Source organism: Hyphomicrobium sp. DY-1, from assembly GCF_047497105.1.
In the GTDB taxonomy this organism is placed as follows: Bacteria; Pseudomonadota; Alphaproteobacteria; order Rhizobiales; family Hyphomicrobiaceae; genus Hyphomicrobium_B.
In genome coordinates, this window is the sequence record NZ_CP134870.1 from 3354261 (window position 1) to 3370115 (window position 15855).

Sequence of the window (15855 nt, forward strand, 5' to 3'; positions counted from 1 at the left end):
CAGCGGGAGTTTTTTGCTCCCGCTGAGGGCTTTTCAATCCAATTGACGTATCAAATCCTGGCAGGAAGGCGCTTGTTCGCTCCGGCTCGGATCGTTACGAAGCTCGTAGAGTCGCCGCATTGAAGCTGCGGCACGGAAACGAGCCTCTATCGATGTCGAACGCCAACCAAGAGACGGTTTCAACACGTCAGGGCGCCCGTATCGGGCCCCTCGCAACGCTGCCTGTCTTCTTTAAGCTCGACGGCAAACGCGTCGTGCTCATCGGCGGCGGCGAACCGGCGCTCTGGAAGGCGGAGCTGTTGGCGGCGACGGGCGCGCTGGTAGAAGTTTTTGCCGAAGCGTTTGCCGAGGAATTTTTCGCGTTGGCCGAAGCGCCGCCGCGCGGGCAAATTCTTCTTGTTCAGCGAGGATGGTCGCCGGAGGATTTGGCGAACGCAGCGCTGGCCGTCGGCTCCTTTGCCGACGAAGCGGAAGCGGCGACGTTTGCGGCTGCAGCTCGCGCTGCCGGCGTACCGGTCAACGTGGTCGATCGACCGGCGCTTTGCGATTTTCAGTTCGGCGCGATCGTCAATCGTTCACCACTCGTCGTGGGGATTTCGACGGACGGAGCGGCGCCGGTTTTCGGACAGGCCATTCGCTCGCTGGTCGAAAGCTTGCTGCCTGAAAGTTTCCGGCTCTGGGCAGCCGCAGCGCGCGATCTTCGCAGGGAGAGCGATCGCTTAGGAGAGACGCCAGAACAAAAGCGACGCTTCTGGCGGCGGTTTACCGATTTCGCTCTTCGCCATCTCGACCGGGGGCCGGGAGCCGACGACATTGCGCAGTTGATCGCTGGCGAACCGGAAGCGCGCACGCCGGAGGCGGTGACGGTTATCGGGGTTGGAAATGACGCGGACATGCTGACGCTTGGAGCCGTGAGAGCGTTGCGGGGTGCGGACGATATTTTCTACGACGACGATGTTCAGGCCGCTGTGTTGGACTTCGCCCGGCGCGAGGCGCGCCGTCATCCGATCGCGAGTACCCAAGGCGGCGACACATCGGCCGTTGTCGCGTCGGCAAAGAGCGGCCGCCAAGTTGTGCGCCTCAGGCTCAACGCGGATGCGGGTAGACGAGGCGGCGGGCAAGAGCTGGAGGCACTTCGAGCCGCCGGCATATCGGTGGTTGTGCTGTCATCGTGACAGATGCCGCCAAGGCGATGCCCGATGGTGACAAGAAGCGATTTTTACCTTTTTTGCCATGTGGTTGCCGTGAAGGGGTGCGAGCAACGGGCCTGAGCGGCACTGGAGCAACAGGGTGTAGCCGGTTCGGCGAAGACGGAATAAAAATCTTTCTTTTTCAGCCGGTTATGGCGCGGTGCTGTGGCTCTCGCCTGCTTGGAATGGTCTTTCCTCTTGTCTATACTTCGGATCGGGGGATCCGCTCGGATCAAAGATTGTCACGCTGGGCGGGGGTTAGCGCATCGCTTCCCTCATGGTTGGTTTTTTGTCGTTCCGCGACAGCGAGACGTCGGTAAGCATTCGGAGTCGCGTGCGCATGCGCTGCAATCCATCATATTGGCTTTTGGGACTCGTCCCGATCGCGCTTTTGACTTGGGTTGCCGTGCACTTCGAACAGGGCGGCATCGAGTTCGATCTGTCACGCCGTGCAGGCGAAGCGCTGCGGCGTTCGGGACTCGATTGGGCCAAGCTGCATGTCGTCGGCCGCGATGCGGTGCTGACGGGACGTGCGCCGGATGAGCGGGATCCGGGGCGGGCTCTCGCGAGTGTCGAGAACGTTTGGGGCGTGCGCGTCGTTGCCGACAGGGCTGCGCTGCTTGAGAGTGTCGCTAACTATCATTGGTCGGTGACGTCGTCCGACGATGGGCGCGTCCGGATTGCGGGTGACGTGCCATCGGAAGACGCGCGCCGCGCGCTGCTGGACGCTGCTCGTAAAGCTTTTCCTGGCGCCAAGATTCAGGATGAGACTCGGCTGGCGCGGGGAAGCATCAATCGCAATGCGTGGCTCTCTGCTGCAATCTTCAGCATGAAAAATCTGGCCGAGTTGAAGCGCGGACAAGCGTCGCTCTCCATGCTGGATCTGTCGATCGCAGGCGAAGCCAAGACTGCGGATGCCTATCGCGACGTTCGTGAGGCGCTGTCCGAGAAGCGGCCAGCAGGGCTTGCTCTGGCTCGCGAGGCGATTACGCCGCCGCTCGTCCGGCCGTTCGTCTGGGGCATTAAGAAGAGCGGCGCGGGCGTCGAGATTTCGGGCTTTGCGCCGAGCGACGACGACCGCGAGCGGTTGAAGGCGCGCGCCAAATCATTGTTCCGGGCGATGACGATTACCGACAATTCGGATATCGGCGACGGGGCGCCGCAGGGCTGGAACAAGGCGACGAGTGTGGCGCTCGAACAGCTTGCGCAGCTTCGCACCGGCGATGTCGCGTTTACGGATCGCGATCTGGCTTTCTCTGGCGAAGCACCGGACGAGCAGACGGCGACCGCCGTCAAGAGAACGCTGAAGCTCGATGTGCCGCAGAATTTCCGGATCGTCGAACACATCCGTTTCCCGAAGCCGGAGATCAAGCTGCCACCGAGCGGCTATGTCATGGGCATCGTAAATGATGGGGCGTCGCTGTCTCTGGTCGGCATGGTTCCGAGCGAGGCGGCTCGTGGCGCACTGCTTGATGCAATCAAGGCGCGGTTCCCCGGCAAACAGGTCAACGACAAATCGCAAGTTGCGCCGGGAGCTCCGGATGGCTGGCAGCAATGCGTCGTCGCCGGTTTGTCGTCGCTGCCGCGGCTCAAAAAGGGCAAGTCCGTTCTGACCGACCACAAACTTGAGGTGTCGGGCGATACGGATGATTACGCCGCGTCGCAGTCGGTGCCGGGGGATGTGAAGGCGGCCGCCGGGCAGACCTGCGAAACGACGACGAACATCGCGTTCACCGGCAAGATGAAGACCGATCTCACGTGGAAAGCGGCGCGTGAGCCAAACGGCATGGTGACAATCGAGGGTGAGGCGCCCGACGACGCGTCGCGCCTGCGTATCGTTGAGATCGCGCAGCAGATTTTTGCCGGTTCCAGTGTGACCGACAACATGAAGATTGTCGGCGCGTCGGCGGAGCCGTGGTCGTCAGCGGCGCACCTCGGACTTGAGGAGATGGCGCGGCTCAAAAACGGCGAAGTCTCGATTGCGGGCAAAGAATTCGTGATCAAGGGCGCGGCAGAGAGCGATCAGGTGGCGAACGATATCCGCAGCGTTCTGTCGACGGATTTGCCGCCGGGCTTCAAGAGCCGGGACGAGATCACGGTCATGTCCCAGGAGGAGAAGGCGGCCGACAGTTGTCAGACGCTGATGCGGCAAGCGTCGGCCAACGGGACGATCAACTTTGCGCGCGCCAAGGCGGATTTGACGGCGGACAGTGCGCAGACGCTAAGAGATCTGGCTCAGATCGCCAACGAATGTCCGAGTTTCAAAATTCAAATCGAAGGCCATACGGATTCGGAAGGCACGGATGAGCGTAACCAGCGGCTTTCCAACCGGCGGGCGCAAGCCGTCGCCGACTTCCTGGCTCAGAACGGCGTCGATCCGCGGCGCATGACGACGGTCGGATATGGCGCGACGAAGCCCATCGCCGATAACGCGACGTCGGAAGGACGGGCCAAGAACCGCCGCATCGAATTTACGGTCAAGGTCAACTGAGGGGAACGGAGGAAGACCGCAAATGGACTATCTGTTCATGAAGTTGATCTGGTGGATCGCAGCGGCGTTCGCGCTGGGGCTTGTCGTTGGTTGGGTCTCGTGCCGTGAAAAAAAGAGATGACGCGCAGCCGAGATTATCCGGCCGCCCTCGGGCATCTGATTAGGTAGGAAATGACGTATCTACTGCTGCAAACATTCCTGCTGTTGCTCGCGTCGTATTTTCTCGGCGCGTTCGTCGCGTGCACGGTGAAACGCGCTCTGTTCGGTTCGCGGGATGAAGCACCTGAGCGCGTGCTGGCGCCGGTGCAGGCCGACGTGCCGGTCGGACCTCCCATCGTCATCCCGCCGCAACCGGTGCGTCCGCGTGCGGCGCAGCCGATGCCGCCGGTCACGCCGCGGACAATTGATCCGGTTCAGCCGAAAATCGAAGTTCTCCGGCGCCCGGAACCGCGTCCGGCGCCGGCCCTGCTCGATCCGTCGCGTTTTGAGCGCGCGTTGACCGGTCCGCATTTCAACGAAGGCGTTCCGCGTATCGCGATTATTGAAATTTGCCCTGCAGTGCTGCCGCCGGTGACGGATATCTATCAGCCTGCGCCTCCGGAGTTGCCGCCTCCTCCGCCCGTCGAAGAACTTCCGCCCGACGTGCCGGACATCGAAGACGTTCCCCAGGAAGCACAAGAAACTGAGCCGGAGCCGATTCCGGAGCCAGAACCAGCGCCTCAACCCATGCCTGAGCGGGAGCCGCGTACGGGCGGGTTGGCTGCGCGGTTGCGTGATGCGACCACTGCGGCGGCCGCCGGGGCCGTTGCAGCCGCCAAAGCCGCGGCTGCAGCGTCGGTCGCGATGCCGGGCATGGGGTTGTCGCGGCGCGAACCGGTGAAAGAACCGCCCGTTGAGGAAACGCGGCCTCCCATCGAGGAGGCGAGTGCGGAACCGGTGATGACGGAACCGGCGCAGGCTGAAGCTCCGGACGCGGATCGCGATGAAGCGGTGGAACCCTCGGAAGAGATCGTGGCTGCCGCAGCCGAGCCGCCGTCTGTTGTGGCAGAGGAAGAGACGTTTGCGGCTGAAGAGGAACAGGCGCCGGAGCCAGCGTCTGAGGCCGAGCCGGAGGCCGATTCTCAATCACAATCAGATGACGAAACGCCATCGGAGCTTGAGCCGGAGATCGAACCCGCGCTTGAACCGGAGCCTGAGCTTGAACAAGAACCGACGCGTGAGCCCGAGCCGGAACCTGTGGTGCCTGCGCCCGTCGTGCCTGCGGCGCTGATCGAAGACGGCGACGATTTTCAACGTATTCGTGCCATCGACAGCGATATCGAGCAGAAGCTCAAGACGCGCGGCGTCGTATATTTCGAGCACATCGCGGGCTGGAGCGCATCCGATGTCCGGCGGATCGGCCAGGAACTCGAAATGCCCGGCCGGATCGATAGAGAGCAGTGGGTCGAGCAGGCGCAGATCCTGGCGAAAGGTGGCGAGACTTATTACTCGCGAAACCGCAAGGCGATGCTTAAGGCCAAAGCAGAGACCGCAAGCGAAGCGAAAACGGAGCCAAGTCCGACTGGGGGACAGACGACGTCACGGGACGATTCAGCAGCGCCGGCGCCGTTGCAGTTCGTCACAGGGACAACCTCGCAGCGCGAGGGGCTTTCCGGCGTCGCGGCTGCAAGTCAGGGACGTTCGGTTGCCGAAATGGCGGCGGCGGCTGCAGCGGCGATTGCTGCTTCGTCGGCAAGCGTGACGCGCGGGCTCAAACCGATCGAGCCGATTTCGCCGTTGTCGAAGGTCGATCCGAAGATTTCGATGCCGGCGCGGATCACGGACGCGATCCGGGAAAAGGGAACGGGCACGGCGACCGTCGAAATCACGAAAGACAATGCGCCATTGCCGGAGGCCACGGCCGAAGGTCCTTCCGACGATTTAAAGCGCATTCGCGGTATAGGTGTCCTGATCGAGAAGCGCCTCAATGCCATGGGCGTTCGCCGCTACGATCAGATCGCGAACTGGACCAGCGGCGACATCGACCGTGTCAGCCGCATGCTGGAATTCAAGGGCCGGATCGAGCGCGAGAGCTGGGTTGAGCAGGCGCGCATTCTGGCGAGCGGCGGCTATACGGAGTTTTCGCGCCGGGTCGACAGGGGCGAGGTCGATACCAGCCGCGAGACGTGACCGAAATCGCTGCGGGACAGGATTCCGTAGCGCGTACCGTCATTCTGCTCGTCGGTTTCGGCAAAGAACGAGGCGACTGCTGAGATCGTCTGCTCGTCACGTAGCAGCGGCGCGTGCCCTTGGGCGGACACCGTGAATGACGACAGTTTCGGATGGCGCTGGCGCATTTCCTCGACGGTCTTCTCCGATAGAAGGTCAGAGTTCTCGCCGCGCAGCACGAGCACCGGAATGCGTTTCATAGCTTCAAACTGCGGCCAGAGTTTCGGGATCGGGCCATCGAGGACGGACAAGCATCTCGCCAGCTTCGGGTCGTAAGCGCCGACCGGCTTGCCGTCCTTGTCATTGAACATCTGGCGGGCGATGGCGGCAAAATCGTCATCAGTCATTTGCGGAAAATCGCGGCGGAAGAGATCGCCGATGATGCGCGCCGCGTCGGCCCAGTTCTTCGGCTGGGGAATGCGACCGACATAGCCCGCGATGCGTGCGAGCCCGTCTTGTTCGATCACCGGACCGATGTCGTTCAGAACCACCGCTCCCATCAGTGAGGGTTGCGCAGCTGCCAGAACCATTGAGATGAGGCCGCCGCGAGACGTTCCGATGATGCCGGCGTTGCGCAGCCCGAGCATCATCATGAAGTCGATCGCGTCCTGCATTTCGATCGGCACGGCGTAGTTCTTCCAGTCAGAATCGTATTCGGACAGGCCGCGGCCGCGCGTATCGAGCGTGAACACGTCGCGCGCCTTCGCGCCCTGGCTCAATGCCACCGCGACGTCGTGGAAGTCGCGGCTATTGCGCGTCAATCCGGCGAGGCAAACGACCGGCCGCGCGTCGGACGCGACCTTGGGCCGATAATGGCGGCCGTAGAGGCGCAGCCCATCGCGGCTGGTGAAGTGAATGTCTTCGAATTCCTGCACCGCCACCATTGGGATATCGCGCCTCGTTTTGGGTTTGCTCAACCGTCGCTGTTGTTGTCGGCGATGCCGCTACCTGAATCGTCGTCTTTCGGCATCCGCGTATCGCTACGGCCGCGCCAGAGGTCTTGTCGAAGACGCAGCGGGTTTTTCATGCCCATGCGCGCGCGATAGATCTGGATGTTCGACAGAACCTTGGTGACGTAATTGCGGGTTTCAGGGATCGGGATGCGTTCGATCCAGTCGATCGGATCGACGTTTGCGTCTCTCGGGTCGCCGAACTCGTTCATCCACTGGCGTGCCCGGCCCGGGCCGGCGTTGTAGCCGGCAAGTCCAAGCACATAGGAGCCGTTGAAGTCATCCATCCGGTCGGCGACGTAGGCCGAACCGATCATCGCGTTATAGCGAGGATCGGAGAGTAAACGATCAATCTGGCATTTAATCTTGTAGTCGCGGCATACGTGGCGCGCGGTTCCAGTCATGACTTGCAGCAGACCTTTGGCGCCGGCGCCCGAGACGATCTGAGCGTTGAATTCCGTCTCTTGCCGCGCGAGGCCAAGAAGGAGCGGAAGCTCGGGCGGGGCGCGCAGCGGTGTGTAGCCGGGGAACGGCTTCAGCGGATAGGCATAGATCAGCAAGTTCTGTCCACGCGCGATGGCGATCTTGGCGATGCGCAGGGACATTTGTGGGTCGCCCAGTTCTTCCGCGAGAAAGGCGACCATACCGACTTCCGCCTCGGACGGCGCAGCGTTTCTCAAGCCTGCCAGGAGCGTGCGGGTAATTTCGCGAGAGAGGCCCGCCTTTTGCGCAAGCACCAGCGCATGCGCCTGATCGGAGGCGTTCAGCTTGCGAATTTGCGCGGCTGTCGGATAAGCGGGCGGGGTGATTTCGAGATGGGTGCGGCCGGGGTCCAGCGTCTGCATTGCCAGGAGACCATGGAACGTATCGGAATACTTGGCTGCCTCACGGTACTGCTGGGCCGCGGCCGCCTTGTCCCCACGCGCAGCCAGGACGCGTCCCAGCCAATAATGTGCCTTGGCGCTGCTCAACGGCCCGTCCGAAGCGGCGATCATATCGCGGAAGTGGCGTTCGGCGGCGGTGGTCTTTTTGAGATATCGGAATGCGATCCATCCGGCCATGAACGTCTGGTCTTTGCGCGGATTGACGGAGAGGGGACCGGCGTCCTTGACGAGTTCGTAGGCAAGCTTCGGCTTATCGAGCTTGAGTGCTCCGTAGGCCAGTTCGCGTCGCTCTGCCCACCACTCGTCCAGCGCCGCGACCTTCTTCGGATCGGGCGGGATGGACAGAATGATGTCGGCGGCCTGCTCGATCTTTCCGGCTTTGCGCAGCAGCTGCTCACGATGAAAAGCGAGGCCGACGTCGTCGCGGCCGCCCGGTGCGAGCGCGCTCATCAGGGCCTGGGCGTTAGAGGCCTTGTTGAAGACGGCGAGACGCGCGACGGCTCTCTTGCGTTCGCTTGCTGGTAGAAGCGGGATGAGACGCTTCGCCAGCGCGGCGCGGTCCTTGCGGTTTCCGGCGTAGCGCACGTCATCGGTGATGAGGCGGTCGAAGCGCCATTTGTGATCGGCTGGCGTCAGCAGGTTGCCGAAGCGATCGAGAAAGCCATTTTCGAGCGTCGGCGGAATGGACATCTCGCGCCAGGCTTTGGAGGCGTACTTGCGCGCCGCCGTCGTGTTGCCCTCGGCCAACTCGGCCGAGGCGAGAGCGGCATAGCCTGCGCCGGTTTCGGGTGGGTTGTTGGCGAAATAGGCCTTGATGGCGTCGGCGCTGCCGCCATTCATGAACACGGCTTCTTCGAAGCCCTCCCGGATCGTAGAGCGATCCGGCCAATTGGGATGCTCGCGGAGGAAATCGCGAAATTCCTGCGGGTCGCCAAGACCGGCGCGCAGGCGCATCCAGACGACAAGCGTTCGGCCGATGGGATCGCTGATCTTGCTTTTCGCCGTCGCAAGGTCGTCGAGGTTCTTCGACCGGATGGCCGAGGCCGCATCGCGTAGGGCGGACAGGTCGCCAGGATCAGGCGAGAGCGACAGCAAAGGGCTCAGCGCCGAATCGAGTTTGCGCTCTTGCGCCTTCTCGGACGGCAGCAGTTGCGGCGCGGGAACCGCCTTCACCGCAGATTCGGCGGGGGAAGGCGCGCCCGTTAACGTGACGCCAACCAAGAAAAGGGACGGCGACAGACCGCAGAGAACGCGGGTGAGGGAGCGAATTCGCGTTCTGGAATTGAGGCTTAGTCGCATTGCTCCCCATTGGGTAAAACGCCCTACTCGCCCCGACCTTGCGGCAAGCTTTACGAGCGCCTAATGTTACAGCGCTTGCGTCGCTAGCAACGATACACCGTATTAAGCGGAATTATGCATGCTGAGGCAAGCGGTTCAGGCCGGACGCATGGCACATACGTACGGCAAGACCGTGGCCCCTGGCCGTATGGCTCGAGTCTCTAATGACGTTGAATTCCTGATCGAGACAGGGGTGCTGCACCGCAGGGTGCCGGTCTCGGTTTTTTCAATCTAAGGCGAACGCATGTTCAGAGGTTCAATTACGGCGCTCGTTACGCCGTTCCGCAATGGCAAGGTGGATGAAGCCGCCTTTACGCGGTTCATCGAGTGGCAGATTTCCGAAGGCACGCATGGTCTGGTCCCCGTCGGAACGACGGGCGAGAGCCCGACCCTCGACTATGACGAACACAAGCGCGTCATCGAGCTTGCGGTCGGGACCGCCAAGAAGCGCGTTCCTGTGATCGCAGGCACGGGTTCGAATTCGACCGATGAAGCGGTCGAGCTGTCGCTATACGCTGAGAAAATCGGTGCGGATGCGGTGCTGATCGTGACACCGTATTACAACAAGCCGAACCAGGAAGGGCTTTATCAGCACTTCAAGGCGATCAACGACGCCATCAATATTCCGATCGTTATCTACAACATTCCGGGCCGTTCGGTCGTCGACATGTCGGTCGCGACGATGGCGCGCTGCTACGAGTTGAAGAATGTCGTCGGCGTCAAGGATGCGACTGCCAATCTTGCGCGTCCCTCGCAGGTGCGGTCAGTGCTTGGGCCGGATTTCTGTCAGCTCTCGGGCGAAGACGCGACGGCGCTGGGCTTCATGGCTCATGGCGGCGCGGGCTGCATCTCGGTCGCGTCGAACGTGGCGCCGCGGCTATGCGCGGATCTCCAGAACGCGTGCATGGCGGGCGACTTCAAGAAGGCTCTTGCCATCCAGGACCGGCTTACGCCGCTGCACGAAGTGATGTTCATCGAGACCAATCCGGCGCCGGTCAAATATGCTGTCTCGCGGCTCGGTTTCGGCACGGCGGACATGCGTTTGCCGATGGTGCCGCTCACCGACGCGTCGAAGCGGGCGATCGATCAGGTGCTGAGCGACCTCGACCTCGTGAGCGCGAAAGCGGCCGAGTGACGACTGTCGGAAAGCGCTAAGTCATGGCATCCAAACGCGACGACGGCACCACGCTTGTCGCCGAAAATCGCAAGGCGCGGCATGAGTACTTCATCACCGATAGCTGGGAAGCGGGTATCGAGCTTCTCGGCTCCGAGGTGAAGTCTCTGCGGCGTGGTCAATCGAATATCGCGGAAAGCTATGCCTCGGTCGAGGACGGTGGGATCTGGCTGATCAACAGCTATATCGCTGAATATCCGGGCGCAGCGCTGTTCCCGCATGAGCCACGGCGCAAGCGCCGACTGCTGATGCATGCCACCGAAATTCATAAGATCGGCATTGCGATCGAGCGCAAGGGCATGACGCTGGTGCCCTTGGAGCTTTATTTCAACGAGAAAGGCCGCGCCAAGATCAAGCTGGGCTTAGCGCAGGGCAAGAACCACGCGGACAAGCGGCAGGACGCTGCGAAACGCGATTGGAACCGGCAAAAAGCGCGCCTCATGCGCGAAAAGGGCTGATCGTGTGAGCGGCTGGAATGCGGGCCGCTTCGCTCGCGCTAGCGAAGGGGAAACGCGTTATGGAAACACATTCACCCTGGCCCACGCCGGTCGATGATGGCGCGGCGAAACATCTGATCGCGGGAACGCGCCTTCCGGATGTGGCACTGCCTGCCACGCGTGGTGCGATGGTCAATCTCGCGCGCTTTCAAGAGAAAGCGATTGTATTCGTCTATCCGATGACGGGGACGCCGGGCGTTCCCAATCCGCCGGACTGGGATACGATTCCCGGTGCGCACGGTTCGACACCTGAAGCCGAAGGGTTTCGTGACGCTTATGCAGAATTCGAGCTGGCCGGTTACGAGGTGTTCGGCGTGAGCGGGCAATCTTCGGAGGCGCAGCACGCTTTCGCTGCGCGCGCCGGTATTCCGTATCTGCTGCTGAGCGATGAGAAGCTGGCGTTTGCCGATGCGCTCGATCTGCCACGCTTTGAAACCGGCGGCGTCGTTTATCTTTCGCGGCTGACGATGATCGTCCGTGACGGCATCATTTATCGAGTGATCTATCCGGTCACCAACCCCGCCGGGCACGCGCGGACGCTACTGTCTCTTACGGCAGTTCGTGCCTGATTGCATCGAAGACAGCGTGAAACATCTCCGTCGTTAGCCGGCCGGTGTTGGTATTGTAGCGTGAGCAGTGGAAGCTGTCGTAAAGGGCGAGGCCCGGCGCGAGTTCGTGGCGGGCGCCGTGTGCGAACGGAAAAAGCGCCTTTCTTTTTGCAAGCGTGGTGAGTGTCTGATCGTGCGCGATCCGGCCTAGGGCGAGGATGACTTTCAGTTTCGGCAGACTTTCAAGCCGCGCTGCAAAGTAGGGACGGCAGTTTGCAATTTCTAACGGCTCAGGCTTGTTCTGGGGTGGCACGCAGCGTACGGCGTTGGTGATCATGCAGTTGCGCAGGCGAAGACCGTCATCGACGCGAGCGTGATACTCGCCGGTCGCGAAGCCATAGCGGATCAGCGTGCCATAAAGCAGATCGCCGGCATAATCGCCGGTAAACGGCCGTCCTGTGCGATTGGCGCCGTTGCGACCTGGCGCCAGGCCGACGATCAGGAGGCTGCAGTTTGGCGTTCCGAATGAAGCGACCGCGCCGTTGAACCAGTTCGGCTCCTGGCGCTCGTTTTCAGCTCTGTAGGCAACGAGGCGCGGGCAGCGCGTGCATTTAGGCGGAGCTTCGGGGCCCAATGCCGTTTCGACTAAGGCCGCGCCCATCTTACCTTCGCTCAATTATCGTCTGTCGCTTAGACTTCCTCTTCAGCGAAGTCGTCGTCGCCCAGGTAATTGGTGTCGCGCGGAGACGAAGCCTGTCCGCGTGCAGACGGGCTACGTCCGCCTTCGCGAGGCGTACGGCCGCCGTTGGAGCCGCCACCGGTCTGTGAGCGGCCGACCTGTTCTTCGAGGTCGGCGAGGTCAATAAATTGATCGGCCTGACGGCGCAATTCGTCGGCGACCATCGGCGGCTGGGTCTGCAGCGTCGACACGACGCTGACGCGCTTACCCTTCTGCTGAAGAGCAGCAACGAGACTGCGGAAATCACCGTCGCCTGAGAAAATGACGATGTGATCGAGGTTATCGGCCAGACGCATAGCGTCGACGGCCAGCTCGATGTCCATGTTGCCTTTGACTTTACGGCGGCCGGTCGCGTCGGTGAATTCTTTGGTCGGCTTCGTCACCATCGAGAAGCCGTTATAGTCAAGCCAGTCGATGAGCGGCCGGATCGAAGAGTATTCCTGCTCCTCGGCCAGGGCCGTATAATAGAGTGCACGGACAAGGTGTCCTTTTTGCCGGAAAAATCCCAGCAAACGCTTGTAGTCGATGTCGAACCCCAGTGACTTTGCAGTGGCGTAAAGATTTGCGCCATCAATGAAAAGAGCGATACGTTCGGTGGGGTAAAAATGCATTGGCGAATCCTGAGTAAAATTCCCAACTAAACAATGTTAAAAAATAACGTTGGGATTTTCTACTTCGCTATAGGCTACAGGGACTTGACTGTGGAGCATCGGGACTTGACCGAAGGCTCGAAGTCCACAAGTTTCTACGGCGTAGAATACTATCGTCGCTAGGACTAACAGAAGTGCGCCGCAGTCAACAATTGTGACAAATAGTCTATTAAAGAGCACGTATTTCATTTGACGTGCCTATAGAACGTTCGGCAGCGGTTTTTTCTTCGTCAGCGCTTGATTAATTCTTTTCGACGTGGCACAGAGGCATCAGCGTGGCGCCGGAAGGCTGTCTCGAACGGCTGTTTGCGCCCATTAACGCCCGAAAGAGTGCGGCTGAATTTCACCAAGGGAAGGTTTGCCCCATGGCTCGCGTCACCGTCGAAGATTGCGTCGACAAAATTCCTAACCGATTTGAGCTGGTGCTTCTCGCCGCTCACCGGGCTCGCGCGATCACGAACGGAAGCGCGATTACGATTGCACCCGATGATGACAAGAACCCGGTCATTGCCCTGCGTGAGATTGCAGAGCGCACGCTTTCTCCCGACGACATGCGCGAGACGCTGATCTCTTCAATCCAGAAGAATACCGAAGTCGACGAGCCGGAAGCGGTCGCAGCACCGTTGCTCCCGCCGGAGCGCCGCGCGCCGATGCTCGGTCGCGATGACCTTTCGTCCGACACACAAGTCGACGTCATGACGGAAGAGCAGCTTCTCCGCGGCCTGGAAAGCATGACGCCGCTCGAGCCGTCGGCCAACATCGGCTCGGGTTCGGGGCCGCGCGAGCGGGATCGCGATCCGCGCGACCGCGGCCGCTGAGCCGGCCAGGAAAGCCTGCTCGCGACAACAGGCTAGCGTCATTCAACTTTAATCCGTCCTGCGTCTTCGGTTACGCTTGCGCCCAGAAGGAGTGCGGCGGGTCATGATGCGGCAGTACGAACTCGTCGAGCGGGTTCTCAAATACGATCCTAGTGCGGACGAGGCTCTGCTCAATCGCGCCTACGTCTATGCGATGAAGGCGCACGGCAACCAGAAACGTGCGTCGGGTGCGCCATATTTCTCGCATCCGCTGGAAGTCGCGGCCATTCTCACCGATCTCAAGCTCGACGACGCTACGATCGCGACTGCGCTGCTGCATGACGTGATTGAGGATACGGATGCGACACGCTCCGAGATCGACCAGATGTTCGGGCCGGAAATCGGCGGTCTCGTCGACGGGCTGACGAAGATCAAGCGGCTCGACCTCGTTTCCAAGAAAGCCGAGCAGGCGGAAAATTTCCGCAAACTTCTGATCGCCATTTCCAGCGACATCCGGGTGCTGCTCGTCAAGCTCGCCGACCGCTTACACAACATGCGGACGCTGGAGCACATGAAGCCAGAGAGCCGCAAGCGGAACTCGGAAGAAACGCTCGATATTTATGCGCCTCTGGCCGGCATGATGGGCATGCAGGCGCTTCGCGAAGAACTGGAAGATCATGCTTTTCGCTGGCTGCATCCGGAAGCGTACGAAGCGCTGACGGAGCGGCTCGCAGATATGCGCGAGCGAAACGAGGGTCTTGTCGAAGAAATTCGGCAGGCCATCGCACGAAAATGCGCGGATGCCGGGATCAAGGCGGACACGTTCGGACGCGAGAAGAAGCCGTATTCCATCTGGAGCAAGATGGAGCACAAGCAGATCAGCCTCGAACAGCTTTCCGACATATACGCATTCCGCGTGATGGTCGACACGATCGAGGACTGCTACCGCGTGCTTGGCATAGTGCATACGACTTGGAGCACGGTGCCTGGACGTTTCAAGGACTACATTTCAGCTCCGAAGCGAAACAACTATCAGTCCATTCACACCACGGTTTACGGACCGCGGCACCAGCGCGTGGAACTGCAGATCCGGACGCGCGAGATGCAGCATATCGCCGAATACGGCATTGCGGCTCATGCGCTCTACAAGGCTCAGCAGAGTGGCCACATGAATGGGCATGCCGTCGGTGAGGGCGAAGAAGTCGACGACAGCCCGTATGGACGGCTGCGGACGATGATTACGTCGCTTCTCGAAGCGGCAAATCCGGAAGAGTTTCTTGAGCATACCAAGCTCGAGTTGTTTCACGATCAGGTCTTTTGCTTCACGCCGAAGGGGCGTCTCATTGCTCTACCGCGTGGGGCGACGCCGCTCGACTTCGCTTATGCCGTTCACACGGATATCGGTAATGAAGCGGTCGCCGCCTATATCAACGGGCGGCATGTTCCGATTGATACGCACCTGCGCAACGGCGACGAAGTCGTGATCGAGACTCAGAAGGGGCATGTTCGCCCTGCGGCGTGGGAAGCGTTTGCCGTCACCGGACGGGCGCGGGCTGCGATAAGGCGAGCGGCGCGTGAAGCGGAGCGCAAGCGTTTCGTCGAACTCGGGCGGCAGCTCGTGCAATCGACGCTGGCCGGTGTCGAGGTCGATTATTCGGATGAGAAAGTCAGGGCGGCCGCTCCGAAAATCGGCTTCAAGACTGCAGACGAACTGCTTGCTGCCGTCGGGCGCAACGATGTGCAATTGCCCGATGTTCTTTCGGCCGTGCTCCCGCAAGGCCAGACCCTCGGCGATGGCTATAAACCAACGCGGCGGTTTGGACGCGCCCGTGAGCAGGACGGCTGGTTCAATATCGACAAGGTAAACAGCCTCAAGTTCCGAACGACAGAAATCGACAGCATGACGGCTATTTCGATCGGAGGGCCGAGCCAGGAGCTGCCGGTCGCATTCGAGCCGGGCGGCGCGGTGCCCGGTGACCGGATTGTCGGTGTGATGGCGCCAGGCGAGGGGATTCGCGTTTTTCAGATCCATTCGCCTCGTCTTAAGGAATACGAGGAAGAGCACTGGATTGATGTCACATGGGACGTCGATCCTGATCGGCCGCAACGTTTTCCCGCGCGAATCAGCGTTACAGCGGTTAATGCTCCCGGGTCGCTTGCCGAGATTGCCAAGGTAATCGGCGAGACGGGCGGCAATATCGACAATATCAAAATGGCTCGCCGCGCGGCAGACTTTACGGTGATGCACATCGAGCTTGAGGTTTTTGATTTGGTGCATTTAAACCACATCATTGCCGGGCTCAGAGCGAAGTCATCCGTCGCAAAGGTGGAACGGCTTTTCGAGTGAGCTAATGTGCGCACGGAATGGGTCGCATAATGGCGCCTAGGA

12 protein-coding genes are annotated in these 15855 nt (G+C 60.9%); 8 read left to right on the forward strand and 4 right to left on the reverse strand.

Annotated features, from left to right (window positions below; genetic code table 11):
- The first annotated feature begins 152 nt into the window (after nucleotides 1–152).
- The 3 genes from RLW41_RS16210 (at nucleotide 153) to RLW41_RS16220 (ending at nucleotide 5850) form a co-directional block, all read left to right on the forward strand.
- The gene (locus tag RLW41_RS16210) at nucleotides 153–1175 is read left to right on the forward strand and encodes an NAD(P)-dependent oxidoreductase (protein ID WP_414462129.1); all 1023 of its coding nucleotides are present in this window, start codon (nucleotides 153–155) and stop codon (nucleotides 1173–1175) included.
- A 292-nt stretch (nucleotides 1176–1467) separates the two neighbouring features.
- Nucleotides 1468–3681, forward strand: coding sequence for an OmpA family protein (locus tag RLW41_RS16215; RefSeq protein WP_414462130.1), 2214 nt, complete (start codon nucleotides 1468–1470; stop codon nucleotides 3679–3681).
- Nucleotides 3682–3852: 171 nt separating this feature from the next.
- Nucleotides 3853–5850, forward strand: a complete 1998-nt coding sequence (locus tag RLW41_RS16220; RefSeq protein ID WP_414462131.1) for a hypothetical protein — start codon at nucleotides 3853–3855, stop codon at nucleotides 5848–5850.
- Here RLW41_RS16220 and RLW41_RS16225 read toward each other — a convergent pair.
- Nucleotides 5790–6806, reverse strand: coding sequence for an alpha/beta fold hydrolase (locus RLW41_RS16225; RefSeq protein ID WP_409562750.1), 1017 nt, complete (start codon nucleotides 6804–6806; stop codon nucleotides 5790–5792). The two genes, RLW41_RS16220 and RLW41_RS16225, sit on opposite strands and share 61 nt — an antisense overlap.
- On the reverse strand, nucleotides 6803–8896 hold the full coding sequence (locus RLW41_RS16230; RefSeq protein ID WP_414462132.1) for a lytic transglycosylase domain-containing protein: 2094 nt from the start codon (nucleotides 8894–8896) through the stop codon (nucleotides 6803–6805). Before RLW41_RS16230 ends, RLW41_RS16225 begins: the two co-directional genes overlap by 4 nt.
- A gap of 409 nt (nucleotides 8897–9305) precedes the next feature.
- On the opposite strand from RLW41_RS16230, the gene dapA reads away from it, so the two are divergent.
- The 3 genes from dapA to RLW41_RS16245 are packed head-to-tail and all read left to right on the forward strand — an operon-like array spanning nucleotide 9306 to nucleotide 11301.
- Nucleotides 9306–10196, forward strand: a complete 891-nt coding sequence (dapA, locus tag RLW41_RS16235) for a 4-hydroxy-tetrahydrodipicolinate synthase (protein ID WP_414462133.1) — start codon at nucleotides 9306–9308, stop codon at nucleotides 10194–10196.
- A 23-nt stretch (nucleotides 10197–10219) separates the two neighbouring features.
- Nucleotides 10220–10693, forward strand: a complete 474-nt coding sequence (gene smpB / locus RLW41_RS16240; RefSeq protein ID WP_409562753.1) for an SsrA-binding protein SmpB — start codon at nucleotides 10220–10222, stop codon at nucleotides 10691–10693.
- 59 nt (nucleotides 10694–10752) lie between these two features.
- Nucleotides 10753–11301, forward strand: a complete 549-nt coding sequence (locus RLW41_RS16245; protein ID WP_414462134.1) for a peroxiredoxin — start codon at nucleotides 10753–10755, stop codon at nucleotides 11299–11301.
- On the opposite strand, the gene RLW41_RS16250 is transcribed toward RLW41_RS16245, so the two are convergent.
- Both RLW41_RS16250 and RLW41_RS16255 read right to left on the reverse strand, forming a co-directional pair.
- Nucleotides 11282–11941, reverse strand: a complete 660-nt coding sequence (locus tag RLW41_RS16250) for a uracil-DNA glycosylase (protein WP_414462135.1) — start codon at nucleotides 11939–11941, stop codon at nucleotides 11282–11284. The two genes, RLW41_RS16245 and RLW41_RS16250, sit on opposite strands and share 20 nt — an antisense overlap.
- A 29-nt stretch (nucleotides 11942–11970) precedes the next feature.
- Nucleotides 11971–12630, reverse strand: coding sequence for an NYN domain-containing protein (locus RLW41_RS16255; protein WP_409562756.1), 660 nt, complete (start codon nucleotides 12628–12630; stop codon nucleotides 11971–11973).
- Between the two features lie 404 nt (nucleotides 12631–13034).
- Between RLW41_RS16255 and rpoZ the strand changes: the two genes are divergently transcribed.
- A complete protein-coding gene (rpoZ, locus tag RLW41_RS16260; RefSeq protein WP_013946810.1) occupies nucleotides 13035–13487 on the forward strand; it encodes a DNA-directed RNA polymerase subunit omega in 453 nt (150 codons plus the stop codon).
- A 103-nt stretch (nucleotides 13488–13590) separates the two neighbouring features.
- Entirely contained in the window at nucleotides 13591–15813 is a 2223-nt protein-coding gene (locus RLW41_RS16265; RefSeq protein WP_409562757.1) for a RelA/SpoT family protein, read from the forward strand.
- Nucleotides 15814–15855 lie beyond the last annotated feature (42 nt).

Excerpts from the sequence above, each read along its gene's own strand:
- RLW41_RS16210 (WP_414462129.1), top strand. The coding sequence starts at position 153 with ATGTCGAACGCCAACCAAGAGACGGTTTCAACACGTCAGGGCGCCCGT.
- RLW41_RS16215 (WP_414462130.1), top strand. The coding sequence starts at position 1,468 with ATGGTTGGTTTTTTGTCGTTCCGCGACAGCGAGACGTCGGTAAGCATT.
- RLW41_RS16220 (WP_414462131.1), top strand. The coding sequence starts at position 3,853 with ATGACGTATCTACTGCTGCAAACATTCCTGCTGTTGCTCGCGTCGTAT.
- dapA (WP_414462133.1), top strand. The coding sequence starts at position 9,306 with ATGTTCAGAGGTTCAATTACGGCGCTCGTTACGCCGTTCCGCAATGGC.
- smpB (WP_409562753.1), top strand. The coding sequence starts at position 10,220 with ATGGCATCCAAACGCGACGACGGCACCACGCTTGTCGCCGAAAATCGC.
- RLW41_RS16245 (WP_414462134.1), top strand. The coding sequence starts at position 10,753 with ATGGAAACACATTCACCCTGGCCCACGCCGGTCGATGATGGCGCGGCG.
- RLW41_RS16250 (WP_414462135.1), bottom strand. The coding sequence starts at position 11,941 with ATGGGCGCGGCCTTAGTCGAAACGGCATTGGGCCCCGAAGCTCCGCCT.
- RLW41_RS16255 (WP_409562756.1), bottom strand. The coding sequence starts at position 12,630 with ATGCATTTTTACCCCACCGAACGTATCGCTCTTTTCATTGATGGCGCA.
- rpoZ (WP_013946810.1), top strand. The coding sequence starts at position 13,035 with ATGGCTCGCGTCACCGTCGAAGATTGCGTCGACAAAATTCCTAACCGA.
- RLW41_RS16265 (WP_409562757.1), top strand. The coding sequence starts at position 13,591 with ATGATGCGGCAGTACGAACTCGTCGAGCGGGTTCTCAAATACGATCCT.